This is a genomic window from Streptomyces sp. CB02400 (assembly GCF_001905725.1).
In the GTDB taxonomy this organism is placed as follows: domain Bacteria; phylum Actinomycetota; class Actinomycetes; order Streptomycetales; family Streptomycetaceae; genus Streptomyces; species Streptomyces atrovirens.
On sequence record NZ_LIWB01000011.1, the window covers coordinates 272,716 to 289,708 of the forward strand.

The 16,993-nt window shown below is 72.4% G+C and carries 12 protein-coding genes and 2 pseudogenes; 9 read left to right on the forward strand and 5 right to left on the reverse strand.

The window, feature by feature from the left end; translation table 11 throughout:
• Positions 1–282: 282 nt before the first annotated feature.
• On the reverse strand, positions 283–2,427 hold the full coding sequence (locus tag AMK33_RS25820; protein ID WP_073935373.1) for a SpoIIE family protein phosphatase: 2,145 nt from the start codon (positions 2,425–2,427) through the stop codon (positions 283–285).
• 234 nt (positions 2,428–2,661) lie between these two features.
• Between AMK33_RS25820 and AMK33_RS25825 the strand changes: the two genes are divergently transcribed.
• The 6 genes and pseudogenes from AMK33_RS25825 (at position 2,662) to AMK33_RS25845 (ending at position 7,775) form a co-directional block, all read left to right on the forward strand.
• Positions 2,662–5,109 (forward strand): SpoIIE family protein phosphatase, encoded by a 2,448-nt coding sequence (locus tag AMK33_RS25825; RefSeq protein ID WP_073935339.1) that lies wholly within the window; start codon positions 2,662–2,664, stop codon positions 5,107–5,109.
• A gap of 100 nt (positions 5,110–5,209) precedes the next feature.
• Positions 5,210–5,629 carry a CBS domain-containing protein gene (locus AMK33_RS25830; RefSeq protein ID WP_073935340.1) on the forward strand — a complete coding sequence of 140 codons (420 nt, stop codon included), beginning with the start codon at positions 5,210–5,212 and terminating at the stop codon, positions 5,627–5,629.
• Between the two features lie 138 nt (positions 5,630–5,767).
• Positions 5,768–5,947 (forward strand): hypothetical protein, encoded by a 180-nt coding sequence (locus AMK33_RS44020; protein WP_073935341.1) that lies wholly within the window; start codon positions 5,768–5,770, stop codon positions 5,945–5,947.
• 100 nt (positions 5,948–6,047) lie between these two features.
• Positions 6,048–6,266: pseudogene (locus tag AMK33_RS44025) on the forward strand (sugar phosphate nucleotidyltransferase); the annotation flags it as partial.
• On the forward strand, positions 6,255–6,947 hold the full coding sequence (locus AMK33_RS25840) for a sugar nucleotide-binding protein (RefSeq protein WP_079194963.1): 693 nt from the start codon (positions 6,255–6,257) through the stop codon (positions 6,945–6,947). The pseudogene AMK33_RS44025 and the gene AMK33_RS25840, both read left to right, overlap by 12 nt.
• A gap of 15 nt (positions 6,948–6,962) precedes the next feature.
• Positions 6,963–7,775 carry a class I SAM-dependent methyltransferase gene (locus tag AMK33_RS25845; protein ID WP_073935343.1) on the forward strand — a complete coding sequence of 271 codons (813 nt, stop codon included), beginning with the start codon at positions 6,963–6,965 and terminating at the stop codon, positions 7,773–7,775.
• A gap of 281 nt (positions 7,776–8,056) precedes the next feature.
• On the opposite strand, the gene AMK33_RS25855 is transcribed toward AMK33_RS25845, so the two are convergent.
• The gene (locus AMK33_RS25855) at positions 8,057–9,994 is read right to left on the reverse strand and encodes a glycosyltransferase family 2 protein (protein WP_073935344.1); all 1,938 of its coding nucleotides are present in this window, start codon (positions 9,992–9,994) and stop codon (positions 8,057–8,059) included.
• 213 nt (positions 9,995–10,207) lie between these two features.
• On the opposite strand from AMK33_RS25855, the gene AMK33_RS25860 reads away from it, so the two are divergent.
• The 3 genes from AMK33_RS25860 to AMK33_RS25870 all read left to right on the forward strand — a co-directional run bounded on the left by AMK33_RS25860 (position 10,208) and on the right by AMK33_RS25870 (position 14,886).
• Complete coding sequence (locus AMK33_RS25860; protein WP_073935345.1) at positions 10,208–10,708, forward strand: metallophosphoesterase family protein; 501 nt, start codon at positions 10,208–10,210, stop codon at positions 10,706–10,708.
• A gap of 366 nt (positions 10,709–11,074) precedes the next feature.
• Positions 11,075–12,748, forward strand: a complete 1,674-nt coding sequence (locus tag AMK33_RS25865; RefSeq protein WP_079194958.1) for a multicopper oxidase family protein — start codon at positions 11,075–11,077, stop codon at positions 12,746–12,748.
• Positions 12,749–12,912: 164 nt separating this feature from the next.
• Complete coding sequence (locus AMK33_RS25870) at positions 12,913–14,886, forward strand: elongation factor G (RefSeq protein ID WP_073935346.1); 1,974 nt, start codon at positions 12,913–12,915, stop codon at positions 14,884–14,886.
• Between the two features lie 4 nt (positions 14,887–14,890).
• Here the strand turns inward: AMK33_RS25870 and AMK33_RS25875 are convergent, their stop codons facing one another.
• From AMK33_RS25875 to AMK33_RS25885, 3 genes and pseudogenes are all read right to left on the reverse strand, one after another.
• On the reverse strand, positions 14,891–16,138 hold the full coding sequence (locus AMK33_RS25875; RefSeq protein ID WP_073935347.1) for a YncE family protein: 1,248 nt from the start codon (positions 16,136–16,138) through the stop codon (positions 14,891–14,893).
• A gap of 168 nt (positions 16,139–16,306) precedes the next feature.
• Positions 16,307–16,657 carry a hypothetical protein gene (locus tag AMK33_RS25880; protein WP_327379777.1) on the reverse strand — a complete coding sequence of 117 codons (351 nt, stop codon included), beginning with the start codon at positions 16,655–16,657 and terminating at the stop codon, positions 16,307–16,309.
• Positions 16,654–16,993: pseudogene (locus AMK33_RS25885) on the reverse strand (cytochrome ubiquinol oxidase subunit I); the annotation flags it as partial. The pseudogene AMK33_RS25885 and the gene AMK33_RS25880, both read right to left, overlap by 4 nt.

Genomic DNA, 16,993 nt, shown 5'->3' on the forward strand with positions numbered 1-16,993 from the left:
CGCCCTGGGCTCCCGAGCCCTTTCTCGCCCCCGCCGCCCCGTCCCGTCCCGTCCCGTCCCTGGGGGCTCTGCCCCCAGACCCCCGTGCGCAGTTCCCCGCGCCCCTGGAGTGGTCGGGCCGGGTTGCGTGTCTCCAGCGGTTCGCCGGGGGCGGGACCGGGGTGCACGCCCGTGGTCCTGCCGGGCGGGGCTTCGGTGGCAGGCCGTCGGCCGTGGGGGCCTGCGGCTGTCGGGGCGTGTGCGGGGGGGCGTGTCCCCGGTCGTCGCACCGGGTGGGCCGGGTCAGTCGGGCGGGAGGGCCCGTAGGAGGAGCAGGGCGATGTCGTCCAGCCGGTTCTCCGCGTCCGCGCCGTGCTGGACCAGGGCGTCGGCGAGGTCGTCCAGGGGCAGGTCGCCGAGGTCGGTGAGACGGCGGCACAGGTCGGCGACGGCGTCCTCGAAGTCGGTGCCGGGGGATTCCACCAGACCGTCGGTGTAGAGGACGAGCAGCGAACCGGGGGAGAGGTCGACCTCGGTCGACGGGTACGCCGCCGAGCCGTCGATGCCCAGCAGCGGGCCCCCGGCCAGGTCCAGCACCCGCACCCGCCCGTCCGGTCTGCGCAGCAGCGGCGGCGGATGACCCGCCCGGGACATCACGGCCCGCCCGTGCGCGGGATCGAGCCGCAGGTACAGACAGCTGGCGAACAGGTCCGAACCCAGGTCCAGCAGCAGCCGGTTGGTGCTGCGCATCACCTCCTCGGGCGCCTGCCCGACGGCCGTGTACGCGCGTACCGCCGTACGGACCTGTCCCATCAGCCCGGCCGCCGTCACGTTGTGCCCCTGCACGTCCCCGATCACCGCCGCAGCCATCCCCTGTGTCGGCACCAGGTCGTAGAAGTCGCCCCCGATCTCCATGCCCTGGGTGGCCGGCAGATAGCGGGCCGCCGCCTCGATCCCCGCCAGCGACGGCAGCGTGTGCGGCAGCAGCGCCTCCTGCAGCCCGTGCGCGAGCCGGTGCTTGGCGTCGTAGAGCATGGCCCGCTCCAGCGCCTGGGCGATCAGCCCCGCCAGATTGGTCAGCACCGCCCGCTCCTCCGTCGTGAAGTGGTGCGGCGCCGCGTACGACAGCACGCACGTCCCCACCGGGCGCCCCGAGGCGATCAGCGGCAGATACGCCCACGCCGTGAACTCGGACGGGTTCACCAGCAGCGCCGGATACAGGCGCTCGACCTCCTCCCGGCTCTCGAAGAAGGCGGGCACACCGGACCGCAGCACCTGGCTGCCGGGAGTCGGCTCCGACAGCGGCATCCCGTCGAACCGCTCCACCACCCGCGCGTCCGCGTACCCCTGGTGGCCGAGGATGCGCAGCCGGCCCGCCCGGGACCCGAGCATCACCAGCCCCTGGCTGCCGACCGCCGGCACGATCTCGTCCGCGACCAGCTGCACCACGTCCTGCACCCCGACCGCCTCGGTCAGCGCCCCGGCCAGGCCCAGCACCTGGGTGATGGTGACCAGCCGCGGCTGCCCCTGTCCGGACCGCGGCGCCGCGCGGTTCATCTCCGCCACCGCCCGCGCCCGGCTGATCCGCACACTGAGTCCGGTGGTGCTCGGATACAGCCGGAACGACAGCCACTCGTCCGGAGGGCGCAGCGCGACGAACGAGGTGACGTGCTGGCTGAACAGCGCCGCCCGGTACCGGTCCTCGTACACGGGGTCGTTCAGCCACGGCACCGACGCCCACATCTGGGCCCCGAGCAGCCGGTTCGCCGGAACGCCCAGCAGCTCCGCGGCGGCGGCGTTGGCGAAGCCGACCCGCCCGTGCAGATCGAGCGAGCACAGGCCGTACGGCAGCCGGGACACCATCCGTGCCGCCTCCACCGTGCCGAGCGTGCCGGCCATGCCGCCCACCAGCGGCGCCGCCAGCAGATCCGGCTCCGGTGCCAGCGGCAGGCTCTGCTCGGCGGCCCGCTCCAGCCGCACCGCGAGCCGGTCGCAGGCGGCGGTCAGATGATCGCGCTCCCAGTCGGACAGCTCCTGCGGATGCGTGCCGGGCCAGGTCACGAAGACCGCGCCGTACGCCTTCGTCCCCGTCGCCACCGGCAGCGCGGCCAGCGAGAAGGGATACGGCAGCACCATGGCGATACGGGGATAGTGGCGGGCCATCTCCTCCTCGCCGCCCACCCACACCAGCCGTCGTTCGCGCACCGCGTCGGAGACCGGGATCGGCGCGCTCAGCCCCACCCGTTCCCACGGGGCCGCGAAGGCGCGGGGCAGCCCCGCCATCACCGCCATCTCCAGCACCGGATGGTCCGGCGAGAGCAGGTACACGGCCCCGGAGTGGGCGTGCACCTCGTCCATCATCGAGGCCAGCGTCAGGGACAGCAGCGGACGGCCGACCGGCGCCCGCCCGCCCGTCGGTGTCCGCCCGGACGACTGCCCCTCGGACACGCCGACCACCTCCTCGCACGGCCGCGCCACCGACCCCGGGACCCAATCTCCACCCTGCCGGGCCGTCGCGCACGACGAGCGACGGGAAAGGGACCGTACGCCCCGCGGGGCCGCGCACCCTCCGTATACCCCGGACCCCGGTCCGTAGGGCCGCCCGAGGCAGTGCGCGCCCCGCGCACTCCGGGGGCCGCCGAACGCGCACAGGGGCTGCGCGGGTGTCCCATAAGCGCTGTAATGGCCAACGTGGTCAGTGAGGGCGCTGCGGGACGCAGCACGAGAACGCTGCGTGCGGAAGGTGCCCTGACGGCGATCGCGGCCGACCCCGAGTCGCCCGACCGGGTGCGCAGGATCCTGGAGCAGGCCCTCGTCTTCGCCGGTGCCGCGTTCGCCGCCGTGTACCGGCCCAGTGCGGACGGCGAACTGCTGTATCTGGCGGAGTCCGTCGGAGTGCCGCGAACCCTGTGCGGGGTGCGGGACGGCTACCCCGTCGCCGGGCGCGCACCGGTGGCCGAGGCCCACCGCGGGCGGCCGGTGTGGCTGGGCCCGGACGACCTCGCCGCGCAGGCCGAGTCACGGCGCGTGCCCAGCCGCGACTTCTTCCTGGCGGCGCTGCCCGTGCGCGGGGACGGCGGCGGCTGCCTGCTCGCGGTCGGCGAGCGCGCCGACGGCTTCGACGCCGACGACCGCTTCTGCCTCGGCCTCGTCGCCGACGCCCTCGCCCTTCCCGCGCCGGCCGTCACCGCCGAGGGTGCCGACCTGCGGCCCGGCGGCTTCAGCCTCGCCATGGACACCGGGCGGGTCCGGGTCGGCGAGGACATCCTGGAGCTGTTCGGCCTCGACCCGGACGACTTCGACGGGCGGGTGGAGACCCTGCTGGGCCTGACGGTGCCGGAGGACCTGCCCTCACTGATGTCCGTCGTCGAGGCCGACCACATGACGATCGGCGACCGCGAACTGGAGTTCCGGGTGCTCCAGCCCACCGGCCCGCCCAAGTGGCTGCGGCTGCGCGGCCGGCTGGTGCAGGGCGGTGAGGAGCGTCCCGCCCGGCTGGTGGGCTCCGTCGCCGACGCCTCCACACTGCGCTCCGACATCACGGACGTGGCCCGGATCCAGCGCCTCGCCGCCGCGCTCGCCACCGCGGTCACCGTCCGCGACGTCGGCAAGGCCGTGGTCGCCGCGCTGCGCAGGCCGTTGCGGGCCGACCGCATCGCGCTCGCCGAGCTGGAGAACGAACGGCTCGTCGTCACCGTCCTGGACCCGCCGGAGCCGGAGGCGTGGCCGGAGCTGTGGCGCGCGGAGTGGCGCACCGAGTGGCCCGACGCACCCGTGCGCACCATGCCCACCCTCGCCGCCGCCCTGCGCGAGGGACGCGCCCGGATCTGGCCGGCGGGCTCACCGCTGGAGACCGCCCTCGCCGAGGTCGGCCCCGGCGGCCTGGCCATGCTGCCGCTGCCCGCCGGGAACCGGATAGCCGGCGCCTGCCTGATCGGCTGGGACACCCCGCACGACTTCGGCCCCGACGAACGCGCCCTGCTCACCGCCGCCGCCGGCCTCGCCGGACAGGCCCTGATGCGGGCCCGCGCCTTCGACGCCGAGCACGAACTGGTCGGCATGCTCCAGCGCCAGCTGCTGCCGCGCCGCCTGCCCCGGCTGCCCGGCGCGGTCGCCGTCGCCCGCTATCTGCCCAGCACCGCCGGCCTGGAGCTCGGCGGCGACTGGTACGACGTGATCCCGCTGCCGGACAACCACGTCGCCCTCGTCATCGGCGACGTCCAGGGTCACAGCGCCGGCGCCGCCACCCTCATGGGCCAGATGCGCACCGCGCTGCGCGCCTACGCCGTCGAGGGACACCCCCCGGACGTGGTGGTCTCCCACGCCAACCGGCTCCTCATGGACATGGAGACCGACCTCTTCGCCACCTGCTGCTATGTCGACGTCGACTTGGAGGAGGGCTTCGCCTGGTGCGTCCGAGCCGGCCATCTGCCGCCGGTGCTGCGCCACCCGGACGGCCGCACGGAGATCGCGGAGGCCGAGGGCGGGCCCCCGCTCGGCGTGGTGCGGCAGAGCGACTTCCCCATGAGCCCGCTCAGGCTGGGGCCCGGCACGATGGTCGCGCTCACCACGGACGGCCTGGTCGAATCCCCGGACTCCGACATCGACGAGGGCATGGACCGCTTCGCCCGGCAACTGTCCGCCGCCGACCCCGCCCACCTCGGGCCCGTCGCGGACGCCCTGCTCGGCAAGGCCCCGCGCAGCGACGACGTCGCCCTGCTGCTGATGCGCTACGACGGCATGGCCTCCCGCCCGCTGCGGGAGAGCTGGACGGTGTGGCGGGTGCCCCAGGCGGTCGGGCACGCCCGCCGCTTCACCCGGCGCACCCTGCGCTCCTGGGGGGTGACCGCGGACGTCGACGGCGCCCTGCTCGCCGTCTCCGAACTGGTCACCAACGCCCTGGTGCACACCGAAGGGCCGGTCCGCCTCGACATCTCCCTGGTCAACGACCGGCTGCGCCTCGCGGTCGCCGACGCCTCGCCCCGCACCCCCGTGAAGCCCACCAGCATCGGCTGGGAGGCCACCGGAGGCCGCGGCATCCTCCTCGTCGAGGCCGTGTCGGCCGCCTGGGGAACCCTTCCGGTCAGCGGGGGCAAGCAGGTGTGGGCGGAGTTCGTGCTGCGGCCCTGACGGCCGCCGGGTCCGCCGGCCGGGAACGCCCGCGCCCGGTGACCGTACCGCCCCGCCGGGTACCCGGGACGCCACCGAGAGACAGGAGAGAGGGAACGTCATGGCACAGCACGTGCGCGACATCATGACCGGCGCGCCGGTGACCGTCGGGCCGCAGACCTCCGTCGCGGAGGTCGCCCGCATCATGCGCGACCGCGACCTCGGGTCCGTCCTGGTGACCGACGGCGACCGGCTGCGCGGTCTGGTCACTGACCGCGATCTGGTGGTGCGGTCGGTCTCCCGGGGCGGCGATCCCGAGGACATCACCGTGGCCGGCGCGTGCAGCGACGACCTGGTGACCGTGGCACCGGACGACGACCTGGACCACGCGGTGCGGCTGATGCGCGAACACGCCGTGCGCCGCGTCCCGGTCGTCGAGGACGGACGCCCCGTCGGCGTCGTCTCGCTGGGCGACACCGCCATGGAGCGTGACCCGGAGTCCGCCCTGGGCGACATCAGCGTGGCTCGGCCCAACACCTGACGAGGACGCCGGCCCGGACGGGAACTCCCCGACCGGGCCGGGGCGTCGAGGGGGCGGAAGCCTGTACGGCGGGCGGGTGTTTGTCCGGCGCGACGCCGGGGACCCGGAGGGCAGCGGACAGAAGGAAGATGATGAGTCGTGACCTCGGAGACCACTGACCAGCCCCGACCCCGCCGGGCGGAGACCGGCTGGGCGCGAGCCCGGCGACTGCGCGGCAAGGACCCGCTGCGCACCTGCCTCCCCGCCGTGGACCGCGGTACCACCTCCACCACCCCGAACACGAGTGTGGAGGGAAACATCGTAAGGGGCGATGATTAGACCGCGTCCGGGCGGCTCATCGCTCCTCTCGCGGGATTTCATGATGCACGAGTAAAGCAAATGATGTTCCAACCGCCGGAACACGACTATGGTGAGCCGAATGAAGGCTCTCGTGCTGTCCGGCGGTGCCGGAACCCGGCTGAGGCCGATCACCCACACCTCGGCCGGGCAATTGGTGCCCGTGGCCGACAAGCCCGTGCCCTTCCACGGTTTAGAGTCCCCCGCGGACGCGGTCGGTGACGGATCGAAATCCTGTCCGCGGGCCGCCCGCATTCCCCGGGGAAACCCTCCGGGACCGGCCCACGCGGTGCTGACCGCCCCCGCCGTCCGGTATCCGGTCGCCCCCCGCGCCGACGTGCGCCGCACGGCCATCCAGGGTTACCGGAAGGACACCGGCAACATCGCCGACCCGCTGGGGGCCGACCGCTGCGCCCGCACGCTGCCCGCGTCCGGCGCGCCGAGGAGCACCACGCTGGACGCGCTCACCGGCGTCGGCACCCTCGACGACCTCGAACTCGGCCACCTCCGGCCGGAGTCGACGCACGGCGACGGCCACGACCCGTGCTGCTCCGCCGACCGGACCAAGGCCCGCGACGAACTCGGCCACCGCCCGCGCCACGACTCCGCCGAGGCCGTCGCCCGGCACCGGGACCACCCCACCGACCCGCGCACCGCCTGCAGCCGCTCCGGGCTTTCCGGTGAGCGGGCCGTGACGGAGGGACTGCCCGATGTGATCGCGGTGGTGCGTACCCCTTGGCTCTACGGGCTCCACGGCACTAACTTCGTGCGGACGATGATCAGTCTCGAATCCCGCCGCCCCACCGTCGACGTCCTCGACGACCAGCGCGGGCAGCCCACCCGGAGCGCGGACGCCGCCGAGCGCACAGCCGGCCTCGGAGCCCGCCTTGACGACGGCGCGTACGGCCCGCCACCGGTGCGGGACCGGAAGTCCGCCCAGCAGGAAGCACTCCCCCTCATCCGCAAAGAGCTGTCCCAGTGAAAGGAACGTCTCGCGATGTCGATCAGGCCAATGGTGAAGTCCGCGTTGGGCGAGAAGAACGTGCGGGTTCTGCGCCAGTTGAAGCGGCAGATCACGGGCAAGCCGGCCGCGCCGGTCAAGCCGACCGGACTGGCCGCGATCTCCCACGACCTCAACAAACTGGCTGTGCACTTCAAGACGGACAAATGGGGGACGCACCGTTACACGCGGCACTACCAGCGCCATCTCCAGCACCTGAAGAACAAGAAGTTCAACCTTCTGGAAATCGGGATCGGCGGATACAACCGGGCCGGCCAGGGCGGGGCATCGCTGCGTATGTGGAAGGCCTTCTTCCCTAACGCGCAGATCTTCGGAATGGACATCCAGGACAAGTCGTTTGTCGACGAGGACCGCATCACGACCTTCATCGGTGACCAGTCCGACCCCGATTCCCTGAAGGCCATCGCCGAGAAGATCGGCGAGATCGACGTCATCATCGACGACGGCAGCCACCGCAGCCCGCACGTGATCACGACGTTCGAGACGCTCTTCCCCCTGCTCAAGGACGGTGGCATCTACGCCGTCGAGGACACGCAGTCGTCGTACTGGCCCGAATGGATGGGCAGCGAGGACCTCGACGCGAAGGACACCAGCATGGGGTTGCTGAAGCGTCTGACGGACGGGCTGAACTACGAGGAGTTCGTGGACGAGAGCTACGAGCCGACCTACACGGACCGCAACGTGGTCGGCGTGCACTTTTACCACAACCTGGTGATCATCGAGAAGGGCAAGAACGCCGAGGGCTCCAACAAGCGCAGCGCTCTGAAGCAGCGTTACGCCAAGTCCTGATTCCGAAGCGAGTCAGTGGCACGGGGGGCGGGCCTCACGATGAGGCCCGCCCCCCGTGGCCGCCGCACGCCGGATCTACCGGATCCGTGCGTAGGCGCAGTCCTTCACGACGTCGGCGGCCTGGGTGGTCCCGGAACCGGCGAGCACTCCGGTGACGGGTCGTACCCCGTCACCTCGCGGAACTCATCGCCCCGGTACCACTCGTGGAAACCGTCCCGGTCGTCCGGGGAGACTCGGGCTCGAGGACCCGGGCCCCTTCAGTCTCCGGCGCCCGCGCTCCGTCACCGCCTTCTGTTGATCACGCGAGCCGCCTTCGTACGGGTGGTGCCGAGTACGCGCCGCACCCCGCGCGCCAGTTTCCGCACCGTCCCGGGGCGCGGTGCGGACACCACCAGCATCCGGCCGCCGGCGGCGCGGAGCGCGAACGGCAGCCCGCTCCAAGCGGGTTGCGCGGCGTCGGGGTCCGGGCTCAGGGCGACCCGCCAGATCCCCCGGGGGAGCCGGGCGGGCAGCGTGGCCTCCAGCAGGGAGCCAGGCCCGTCCGCCCCACCGGTGAGCGTGCCGGACGTGTGCAGCGTCCTGCCGGAAGCGGTGAACCTGAGCCCCACCCGGGCGCCCTCGGCCGCGTGCAGCGGGATCCGGGCGCTCAGCCGGGTTCCGGAGACGGTGACGTCCGGCCGCCGCACGCCGCCCAGACCGAGCCGCTTTCCCTGGACACCCGTGTCCAGCGAGAGATTGCCGTGCGGCTCGGTCCAGTACGGCAGGACCGCGCGACGGCCGGTCACAGCCGCGCACGGCTCGGGGCGCGTGGCCCGCGAGGCCGGGCCCAGCCGGCACTCCTTGGTCCAGCCGCCGAGCCTCACCCGTACGACGGCGTCCCAGACCCCGTCGCCCGGCAGCTCCGCGGGATCGACGGCCGCGGTCGCCCGCAGCACCAGCCGCACCCGCTCGCCGCCGTCGACGGGAACCGTCTCCCGGGTGAACTCCACGGGCTGGAAGTACTGGGCGGAGCTGGACCGTTCACGCAGCAGCAGATCCGCGGTGGCCTGCCCGAACCGGGCCGCGGTCTCCGCGCCGACCCATGCCACCGCCTCCTCCACGTTCTTCGGGGTGTCGGCCGGCGGGGTGCGGGCGGCGTCCGCGGGGAAGGTCATCGGCTCGCGGGCGGAGGTGTATTCGGCGGTGAAACCGATGTGCAGCGAGCCGTTTCGCCACTCCACGCCCACGGGCGCCGCCGTCGGCGCGACACCGGCCTCCCATGCGGCGAAGGCCACCACGTCGTCGTACCGGCCGGCCTCGGCCAGCGCGGCGACGACCTGCTGTGTCGGCTGCAACCCGGCCGCGACACCCGGGCCGAACCGCTCGGCGACGACCTTGTGGATCTCCGCGAACAGCTCCCTGCGGTAGTCGTCCGGCAGCCCCAGCAGCCGCCGGGCCCGCAGCCGTTCCACCATCTCCACCCGCAGCCAGCGGCGGAACAGCCGGTCCCGTACCGCGCCCGGCTCGGTGTACCGCTCGACGACGTCGAGCGCCTCCCGCAGATTGCCGAAGTACCCCACGGGGTCGAAGCGCTGGAAGCCGGCGTTGGCGGCGTCGTCGCGTCTGATGTGGTAGTAGCAGACGTAGTCGCTGAGCACGGACACGTTGTCCGCGCGCAGATACGCCTCGGTGACGAAGACGTGGTCCTCCAGGCGCCGCCGTCCCTCCGGGAAGCGCAGCCCGGTACGGTCGAGGAACTCCCGGCGGAACATCTTGTGCGGGGTGAGACTGTCGATCAGCGGGGCGTTCTCGACCGTCGCCCGCGGATGGTTGCGGCGGAACAACTCCACCGGCACCCCGCGGTTCTTGCCGGCCATCTTCCCCACGACGACATCGGCGTCGTGGGCCACGCCGTACGCGTACATCCGCTCCAGGGCCTCGTCGCCGAGATAGTCGTCGTTGTCGACGAACATCACGAACTCGCCCCGTGCGGCGTCGATCCCCACATTGCGGGGCTTGCCCGACCAGCCGGAGTTCTCCTGGTGGATCACCCGCATCCGGGGATCCTCGGCGGCGAGCCGGTCGAGCCGGGCCGGTGTCCCGTCGGTCGAGCCGTCGTCGACGAAGATCGCCTCGTACTCGTCGGGCGGCAGCGACTGCCGCCGCAGCGAGGAGACGCAGTCCTCGATGTAGATCCCCGGGTTGTACACGGGAACGATGACGCTGACCTTGACCGGCATCTGGATCTGGGCCCTTCGGGTCTCTCGCCGTCGAACGTGCGGGCTTGGTACGCGTCGCCCGATCGTAATGCCACGGCCGACGCGTTTCCCGCTCCGCCCCGCCGCCGGGAGCCCGCCGTGACGGCATTCCCGCACCCGCCGACCGGCGTGCTCGCCCGGTCACTTGAGGCGTGGCGTCCCACCCGAGACACGGCGCCGCCTAGTCTGCCGTTCGTGCGACTGCTCCTGACCTCCGACACCCATCTGCCGAAGCGTGCCAAGCGGCTGCCCGCGCCGCTGCTGGACGAACTCCCGCGCGTGGACGTCGTGTTCCACGCGGGGGACTGGGTCGACACGGCCACCCTCGATCTCCTGGAGAGCCGCAGCCGCCGGCTCGTCGGCGTGTACGGCAACAACGACGGGCCCGAGCTGCGGGCCCGGCTGCCGGAGACCGCGTACGCGGATCTCGGCGGGCTGCGCTTCGGCGTGGTCCACGAGACGGGCCCGGCGCAGGGGCGGGAGAACCGGTGCGCCGCACGCTTCCCCGAGGTTGACGTGCTGGTGTTCGGGCACAGCCACATCCCGTGGGACACCACCGCTCCCACGGGACTTCGCCTGCTCAACCCGGGATCGCCGACGGACCGCCGCCGACAGCCCCACTGTACTTATATGACCGCCACGGTCACCGGGGGCCGGCTCACGGAGGTGGAACTCCACCGGCTGCCCCCGCGCTGACGGGCCGGGCCGCTTCGTGTCGGTGGAAGCGGCCCGGACGCTGCGAGTAGTTGCGCTCTCACGGACCTCCTTCCCACGATCGGAGGTGATACCGGGCGACTACCCCCCTCCCGGGGACTCATACACCTGATTTTCGGGTTTTCCTCCGGATCGTCCGGTCGCCGTCCCGTCGTGACCGGTGGGAACCAAGTGAGTCAGGGGGCTGGAGGGGCGGGTGGCAGTGGTGTCGGTACTGGTTGCCATGTCCGAATAGGTGCAATATGTGGCGAGTTGTTCGACAGGCCACTGTCGCACACCCCTTCGGCGTGCTGTGCGCCGCGACCATCCACCACGCACGCGCGAACATGTCGCGCCGGGAGTGCACCCATGTCTGACCAGTCGGCCCCGCGCGGGCTGAACACCGACCCGTACGGCACCGAGCCCCCTCGGGCCCCTCTCCGGGGCACCGTGCCCGGCACGGAGCTGACGCGACGCGGGGTCCTCGGGCTCGGCGCCGCGCTGGGACTGGTCGCCGCGGGCGGCACGGCCGCCGCCGCGCCGGCGCGCCGCCCGAGCGCCACCGGCAAGCAGCTGCGCAGCGCCGTACCGCTGCCCGAGCCGTACACCGTGCCCCTGCCGATCCCGTCCGTTCTGGCGCCGGCCGGCACCTCCGGAGGCACCGACCGGTACGAGATCACCCAGCGCCAGGTGACCGCCCGGATCCTGCCGGGGGTGCCGACGACCCTGTGGACCTACAACGGCACCTACCCCGGCCCCACGATCGAGTCCCGTCGCGGCCGGCCGGTCACCGTGCTGCACCGCAACGAGCTTCCCGTGCCGACCGTGGTGCACCTGCACGGCGGACACACCCCGGCCGAGTCCGACGGCTACCCCACCGACCTCGTCCTCCCGGAAGGCTGGCCCGACCCCGCGTCCCGCCGCCGGCGCCACGGCAAGGCGCACATGGCGCACGACCCGCGCGCGGTGACGAGCAGGGTGACACGGGAGTACACGTACCCGCTCGACCAGCGTGCCGCGCTGCTCTGGTACCACGACCACCGGATGGACTTCACCGCTCCGGCGATCTGGCGGGGCCTGACCGGCATGCACATCGTCCGGGACGCGGTCGAGGACGCCCTCGACCTGCCCTGCGGCGAGCGGGAGCTGGCGCTGATGATCGCCGACCGGGCGTTCGCCGCCGACGGGTCCCTGGCCTACCCGGCCCTCGATCCGGAGCTGCGCGACCGGCCCGGGGTGACCGAGCCCTACGCGGCCGGCGTCCTGGGCGATGTGATCGTGGTCAACGGGGCGCCGTGGCCCGTCCACGAGGTCGACGCCGTACGCCACCGGCTGCGGCTGGTCAACGCGTCCAACGCCCGCCACTACCGGCTGGAGGCCGTCACGGACGACGGGCACCGGCTCGACCTGGTGCAGATCGGCGCCGACCAGGGGCTGCTCGCCGCCCCCGTCACCCACACCGCCCTGCCCATCGCGCCGTCGGAGAGGTACGACGTGGTCATCGACTTCGCGGGCCTGCGGCCCGGCAGCCGGGTGCGCCTGCGCAACCGGCTCGGCAGCGGACGCACCCGCGAGGTCATGGCGTTCCGCGTCGCCCGCGCGGCGTCCGACCACAGCACGATCCCCAAGGTGCTCTGCGACGACCTGCCCACCTGGCGGCGCTCGCAGGCGACCGCGGTCCGCCGGTTCACCTTCCGCGCCGGGCACGCGCAGCAGGGGCGCGGCTGGTACATCGACGGCAAACCGTTCGACCCGTCGCGCACCGACGTCCGCACCCGGCGCGGTGCCGTCGAGGTGTGGCGCTTCACCGCCGACGTCCACCATCCGGTCCACATCCACCAGACGGGATTCCGGGTGCTCTCCCGCGACGGGCGCGCGCCGCTGCCGTACGACGCCGGCCTGAAGGACACGGTGTCGCTGCGGCCCGGTGAGACGGCGGAGGTCATCACCCGCTTCGACGGCCACCGGGGCCGCTACCTCTTCCACTGCCACAACGCCGAACACGAGGACATGGGCATGATGGCCAACCTCGAGATCGTCTGACACACCGGGACACCTGTCGTACCGGCTTATTGCGTTGCGGGAGTCCCCGCCGGTCTGCTGCACTGCCGGGGACGACGCACCCGAGTCCCGAGGAGAAGCAATGCGAGCACCGTTCATGTCCCCCCAGGAAGGAACGGACCGCTCTCCGAAGGACATGACGTCTCGTGCACCTGCTCAACCTCGGCATTCTCGCCCATGTCGACGCCGGTAAGACCAGCCTGACCGAGCGGCTGCTGCACTCGGTCGGCGTGACCGACGAGATCGGCAGCGTCGACGACGGCAGCACCCGCACCGACACCCTCGCGCTGGAGCGCCGGCGGGGCATCACCATCAAGTCCGCCGTCGTCTCGTTCCCGCTCGACGACATCACGGTCAACCTCCTGGACACGCCCGGCCACCCGGACTTCATCGCCGAGGTGGAGCGCGTGCTCGGCGTGCTGGACGGCGCCGTGCTGGTCGTCTCCGCCGTCGAGGGCGTGCAGGCGCAGACGCGGGTGCTGATGCGGACCCTGCGGCGGCTGTCCATCCCCACCCTGCTCTTCGTCAACAAGATCGACCGGCGCGGGGCGCGGGAGACGGAGCTGCTCCGGGCGGTCTCGGCACGCCTCACCCCGGCGATCGTGCCCATGGGCACCACCGGCCGGCTCGGCACCCCCGAGGCCCGTTTCGTCCCCGGCCCCTCCCCGGACGCCCTCGACGTCCTCGCCGACCACGACGACGGCCTGCTCGCCGAGTTCGTGGACGGAACCCTCACGGACACCCGCCTGCGGACGGCGCTGGCCGAGCAGACCCGGCGGGCCCTCGTCCACCCCGTCTACTTCGGCTCCGCCATCACCGGCGCGGGCGTCGACGCGCTGCTGGCCGGCGTCAGGGAACTGCTCCCGCCGGCCGACGGCGACCCCGGCGGGCCGGTCTCCGGCACGGTGTTCAAGGTGGAGCGGGGGCCGGCGGGGGAGAAGGTCGCCTACGCGCGGATGTTCTCCGGCACGCTGCGCACCCGCGACCGGATCCCGTTCGGCCCCGCCGGTGCCGCGGAGGGCCGGATCACCGGCATCAGCGTCTTCGACGGCGGCACCGACGCGCGTACGGACGCGGTGCCGGCGGGCAGGATCGCCCGGCTGTGGGGACTGGCGGACATCCGCATCGGCGACGCGATCGGCGAACCCCGCACGGAGTACGGGCACGTCTTCGCGCCGCCCACCCTGGAGACCGTCGTCGTGCCCGCACCGGACACCGACCCGGGCGCGCTGCACCTCGCGCTCACCCAGCTCGCCGAACAGGACCCGCTGATCGCCCTGCGCCACGACGAACGGCGGCGCGAGACCTCCGTGTCGCTCTACGGCGAGGTCCAGAAGGAGGTCGTCCAGGCCACCCTCGCCGAGGAGTACGGGATCGACGTGACCTTCCGCGGGACGACACCGCTGTGCGTCGAGCGGCCGTCCGGATCCGGGGCGGCCGTCGAGTTCATCGCGAAGGATCCCAACCCGTTCCTGGCGACGGTCGGTCTGCGGGTCGACCCCGCGCCGCTCGGCTCGGGCGTGGCCTTCCGGCTGGAGGTGGAGCTGGGCGCGATGCCGTACGCCTTCTTCAAGGCGGTCGAGGACACCGTGCGCGAGACCCTCGGACAGGGGCTGCGCGGCTGGCGGGTCACCGACTGCGCGGTCACCATGACCCACTCCGGTTACTGGCCCCGCCAGAGCCACTCCCACCAGGGCTTCGACAAGAGCATGTCGAGCACCGGAGCCGACTTCCGGGGCCTCACCCCGCTCGTCCTGGTCGAGGCCCTGCGGCGGGCCGGGACCGAGGTGTGCGAGCCGACGCACCGCTTCCGGATCGAGGCCCCGGCGGACACCCTCGGTGCCTTGCTGCCGGTGCTGTCCGGGCTGGGCGCCGTACCGCGTACGACGGAGACCCGGGGCGAACTCTGCGTCCTGGACGGCACGGTGCCGGCGGCCCGGGTGCACGAGCTGGAGCAGCGGCTGCCGGGGCTGACCCGGGGCGAGGGCGAGCTGGAGAGCGCCTTCGCGCACTACGCGCCCGTCACCCACGGTGCGCCGCCCCGGCGCCCGCGCACGGACCACAACCCGCTGAACCGGAAGGAGTATCTGCTCAACGTGACCCGGAGGGTGGGTGGTTGAGTCCCTACCGTCCACCTTCCGCGCCGGACCAGTCGGCCTCCACATGGCCGAGGCGCACCCGCTGCGGGTGGTCGCCGACGGGTACGGACACGGTCTTCTCGCCGGTCGCGAAGTCGATGGCGGTGACCCGGTCGGCGCCGCTCTCGGAGACCACGCAGGACCTGCCGTCACCGCTGACGGTCGCCCAGTACGGCTTGGACGCGGTGACGAGGGGCCCCTGCCGGAGGGTCGCGCGGTCGACGACGGTCGCGTAGTCGTCCATGGTGCCCGCCACGCACAGCTTGGTGCCGTCGGGTTTCATGGTGATGCCGTGGTGGCGTGAGTCGTTGACCCAGGTGGTGCGGTCGTCGCTGGTGGCCGGGTTCTTCGGCAGGGTCTTGGTGCGGGTGATGCGGTCGGTGGCGACGTCGTACTCGAAGAAGCCGTTGAAGAACGACACCTGGAAGTACAGCTTCGACTCGTCCGGGGAGAACGCGGCCGGGCGCACCGCGTCCGAGTGGTCCTTCAGGCCGGCGGCGTCGAGCCGGTCGCGCATGTCGATCACCTTGACCTGCTGGAACGTGGTCGCGTCGACGACCGTGATACGGCGGTCGCCCTTCGTCCAGTCCAGCCAGGTCGCGTCGAGCGCGGTGTTCACCTCGCCGATGGACATGTTCCAGATGTACTTGCCGTCGTTGCTGAAGACGTTCTCGTGCGGCTTGTCGCCGGTCTTGAACGAGCCGAGCTCCTCACCGGTCCCGATGTCCAGGACGTGCACCGTGTTGGAGGTCGAGGCCGAGACGGCGACGCGCTTGCCGTCGGGGGAGACCGCCATGTGGTCGGAGCGGTAACCCGACACCGGGAAGCGCCAGTTGACCCGTCCGGTGGCGAGGTCGAGGGAGACCACGTCGGCGAAGCTCGGCCGGGAGACCACCACCGAGGTGCCGTCCGGGGTGGAGTACATGTCGTCGACGAACTGGTCGTGGCCCTCGCCGACGCCGCTTCGGATCGCCATGAAGTAGATCCAGCGGATCGGGTCGGCGTTGATCTCGGCCATCCGCTCGTCCTTGTCCGGGATGACGTCGATCCGGCCGATCCGTGCGAAGTCACCGGTGGACTCGATGACATCGGCGGTGCCGTCCCAGTTGTTGCCGACGAACAGCACCTCCCGCAGGACGGGGGAGGAGTCGGCGGTCGCGGCGGTGGGCGCCGTGACGGTGAGGACGAGCGCGGCGGCGATGGCGCACAGGTACCTGGTTCTGCGGACCGGCATGACGGCTCTCTCCAGAATCCGGAGTCACGTGCTCTGAAAAGCAACTTACTGAAAAGTAAGGAAGAGAGCCGTCCGCGACAAGACCGCGTACACGACAAAATCAAACGCCGTCGGGGTCCGGCGTGGCGACCCTCGCCCGCGGCACTCGGCACGCGCGCGGGTGACTCCCTAACCGGCCGACAGGGCGACGAGAACGGTCCCGAAGGCCAGGGCGCAGCCCAGGAGCACGCAGCCCAGCAGCCGCTGCCGCAGATGGCGGTACCGGGTCTCGTACTGCGCCCGCAGTTCCTCGCCCCGCCGGGCCGTCCGCTGCCACGACGCCCGGTTGAGGGCCAGGTACCGTTCGGTGAACCGCCGGGCGACCTCCTCCCGCTGGCGCTCCGTCAGCCAGTCGAGACCGGCGGTGAGCTCCGCCGCCGCCGTACGGGCCTCGGCGCGGGCCGCGTCGACGAGGAGATGGCCCTCGATCTCGTTCAGCAGGGCCTCCATGTCCACGAAGGAGCCGTCCCGGCCGGTCACCGGACGCTCAACTCCCTCACGGACTCCGAGGGGTGGTGCAGGTCGAACGCGGGTGACTCGCTGCGGATGCGGGGGAGCTCCACGAAGTTGTGGCGTGGCGGCGGGCAGGAGGTCGCCCACTCCAGCGAACGGCCGTAGCCCCAGGGGTCGTCGACGCCGACCGGTTCGCCGTACTTGGCCGTCTTCCAGAGGTTGTAGAAGAACGGCAGCATCGACATGCCGAGCAGGAACGAGAAGACGGTCGACAGTGTGTTGAGCGTCGTCAGGCCTTCCACCGCCAGATAGTCCGGGATCCGCCGCTGCATTCCGTTGGTGCCCAGCCAGTGCTGGACCAGG

Excerpts from the sequence above, each read along its gene's own strand:
- AMK33_RS25825 (WP_073935339.1), top strand. The coding sequence starts at position 2,662 with ATGGCCAACGTGGTCAGTGAGGGCGCTGCGGGACGCAGCACGAGAACG.
- AMK33_RS25830 (WP_073935340.1), top strand. The coding sequence starts at position 5,210 with ATGGCACAGCACGTGCGCGACATCATGACCGGCGCGCCGGTGACCGTC.
- AMK33_RS25845 (WP_073935343.1), top strand. The coding sequence starts at position 6,963 with ATGTCGATCAGGCCAATGGTGAAGTCCGCGTTGGGCGAGAAGAACGTG.
- AMK33_RS25855 (WP_073935344.1), bottom strand. The coding sequence starts at position 9,994 with ATGCCGGTCAAGGTCAGCGTCATCGTTCCCGTGTACAACCCGGGGATC.
- AMK33_RS25865 (WP_079194958.1), top strand. The coding sequence starts at position 11,075 with ATGTCTGACCAGTCGGCCCCGCGCGGGCTGAACACCGACCCGTACGGC.
- AMK33_RS25875 (WP_073935347.1), bottom strand. The coding sequence starts at position 16,138 with ATGCCGGTCCGCAGAACCAGGTACCTGTGCGCCATCGCCGCCGCGCTC.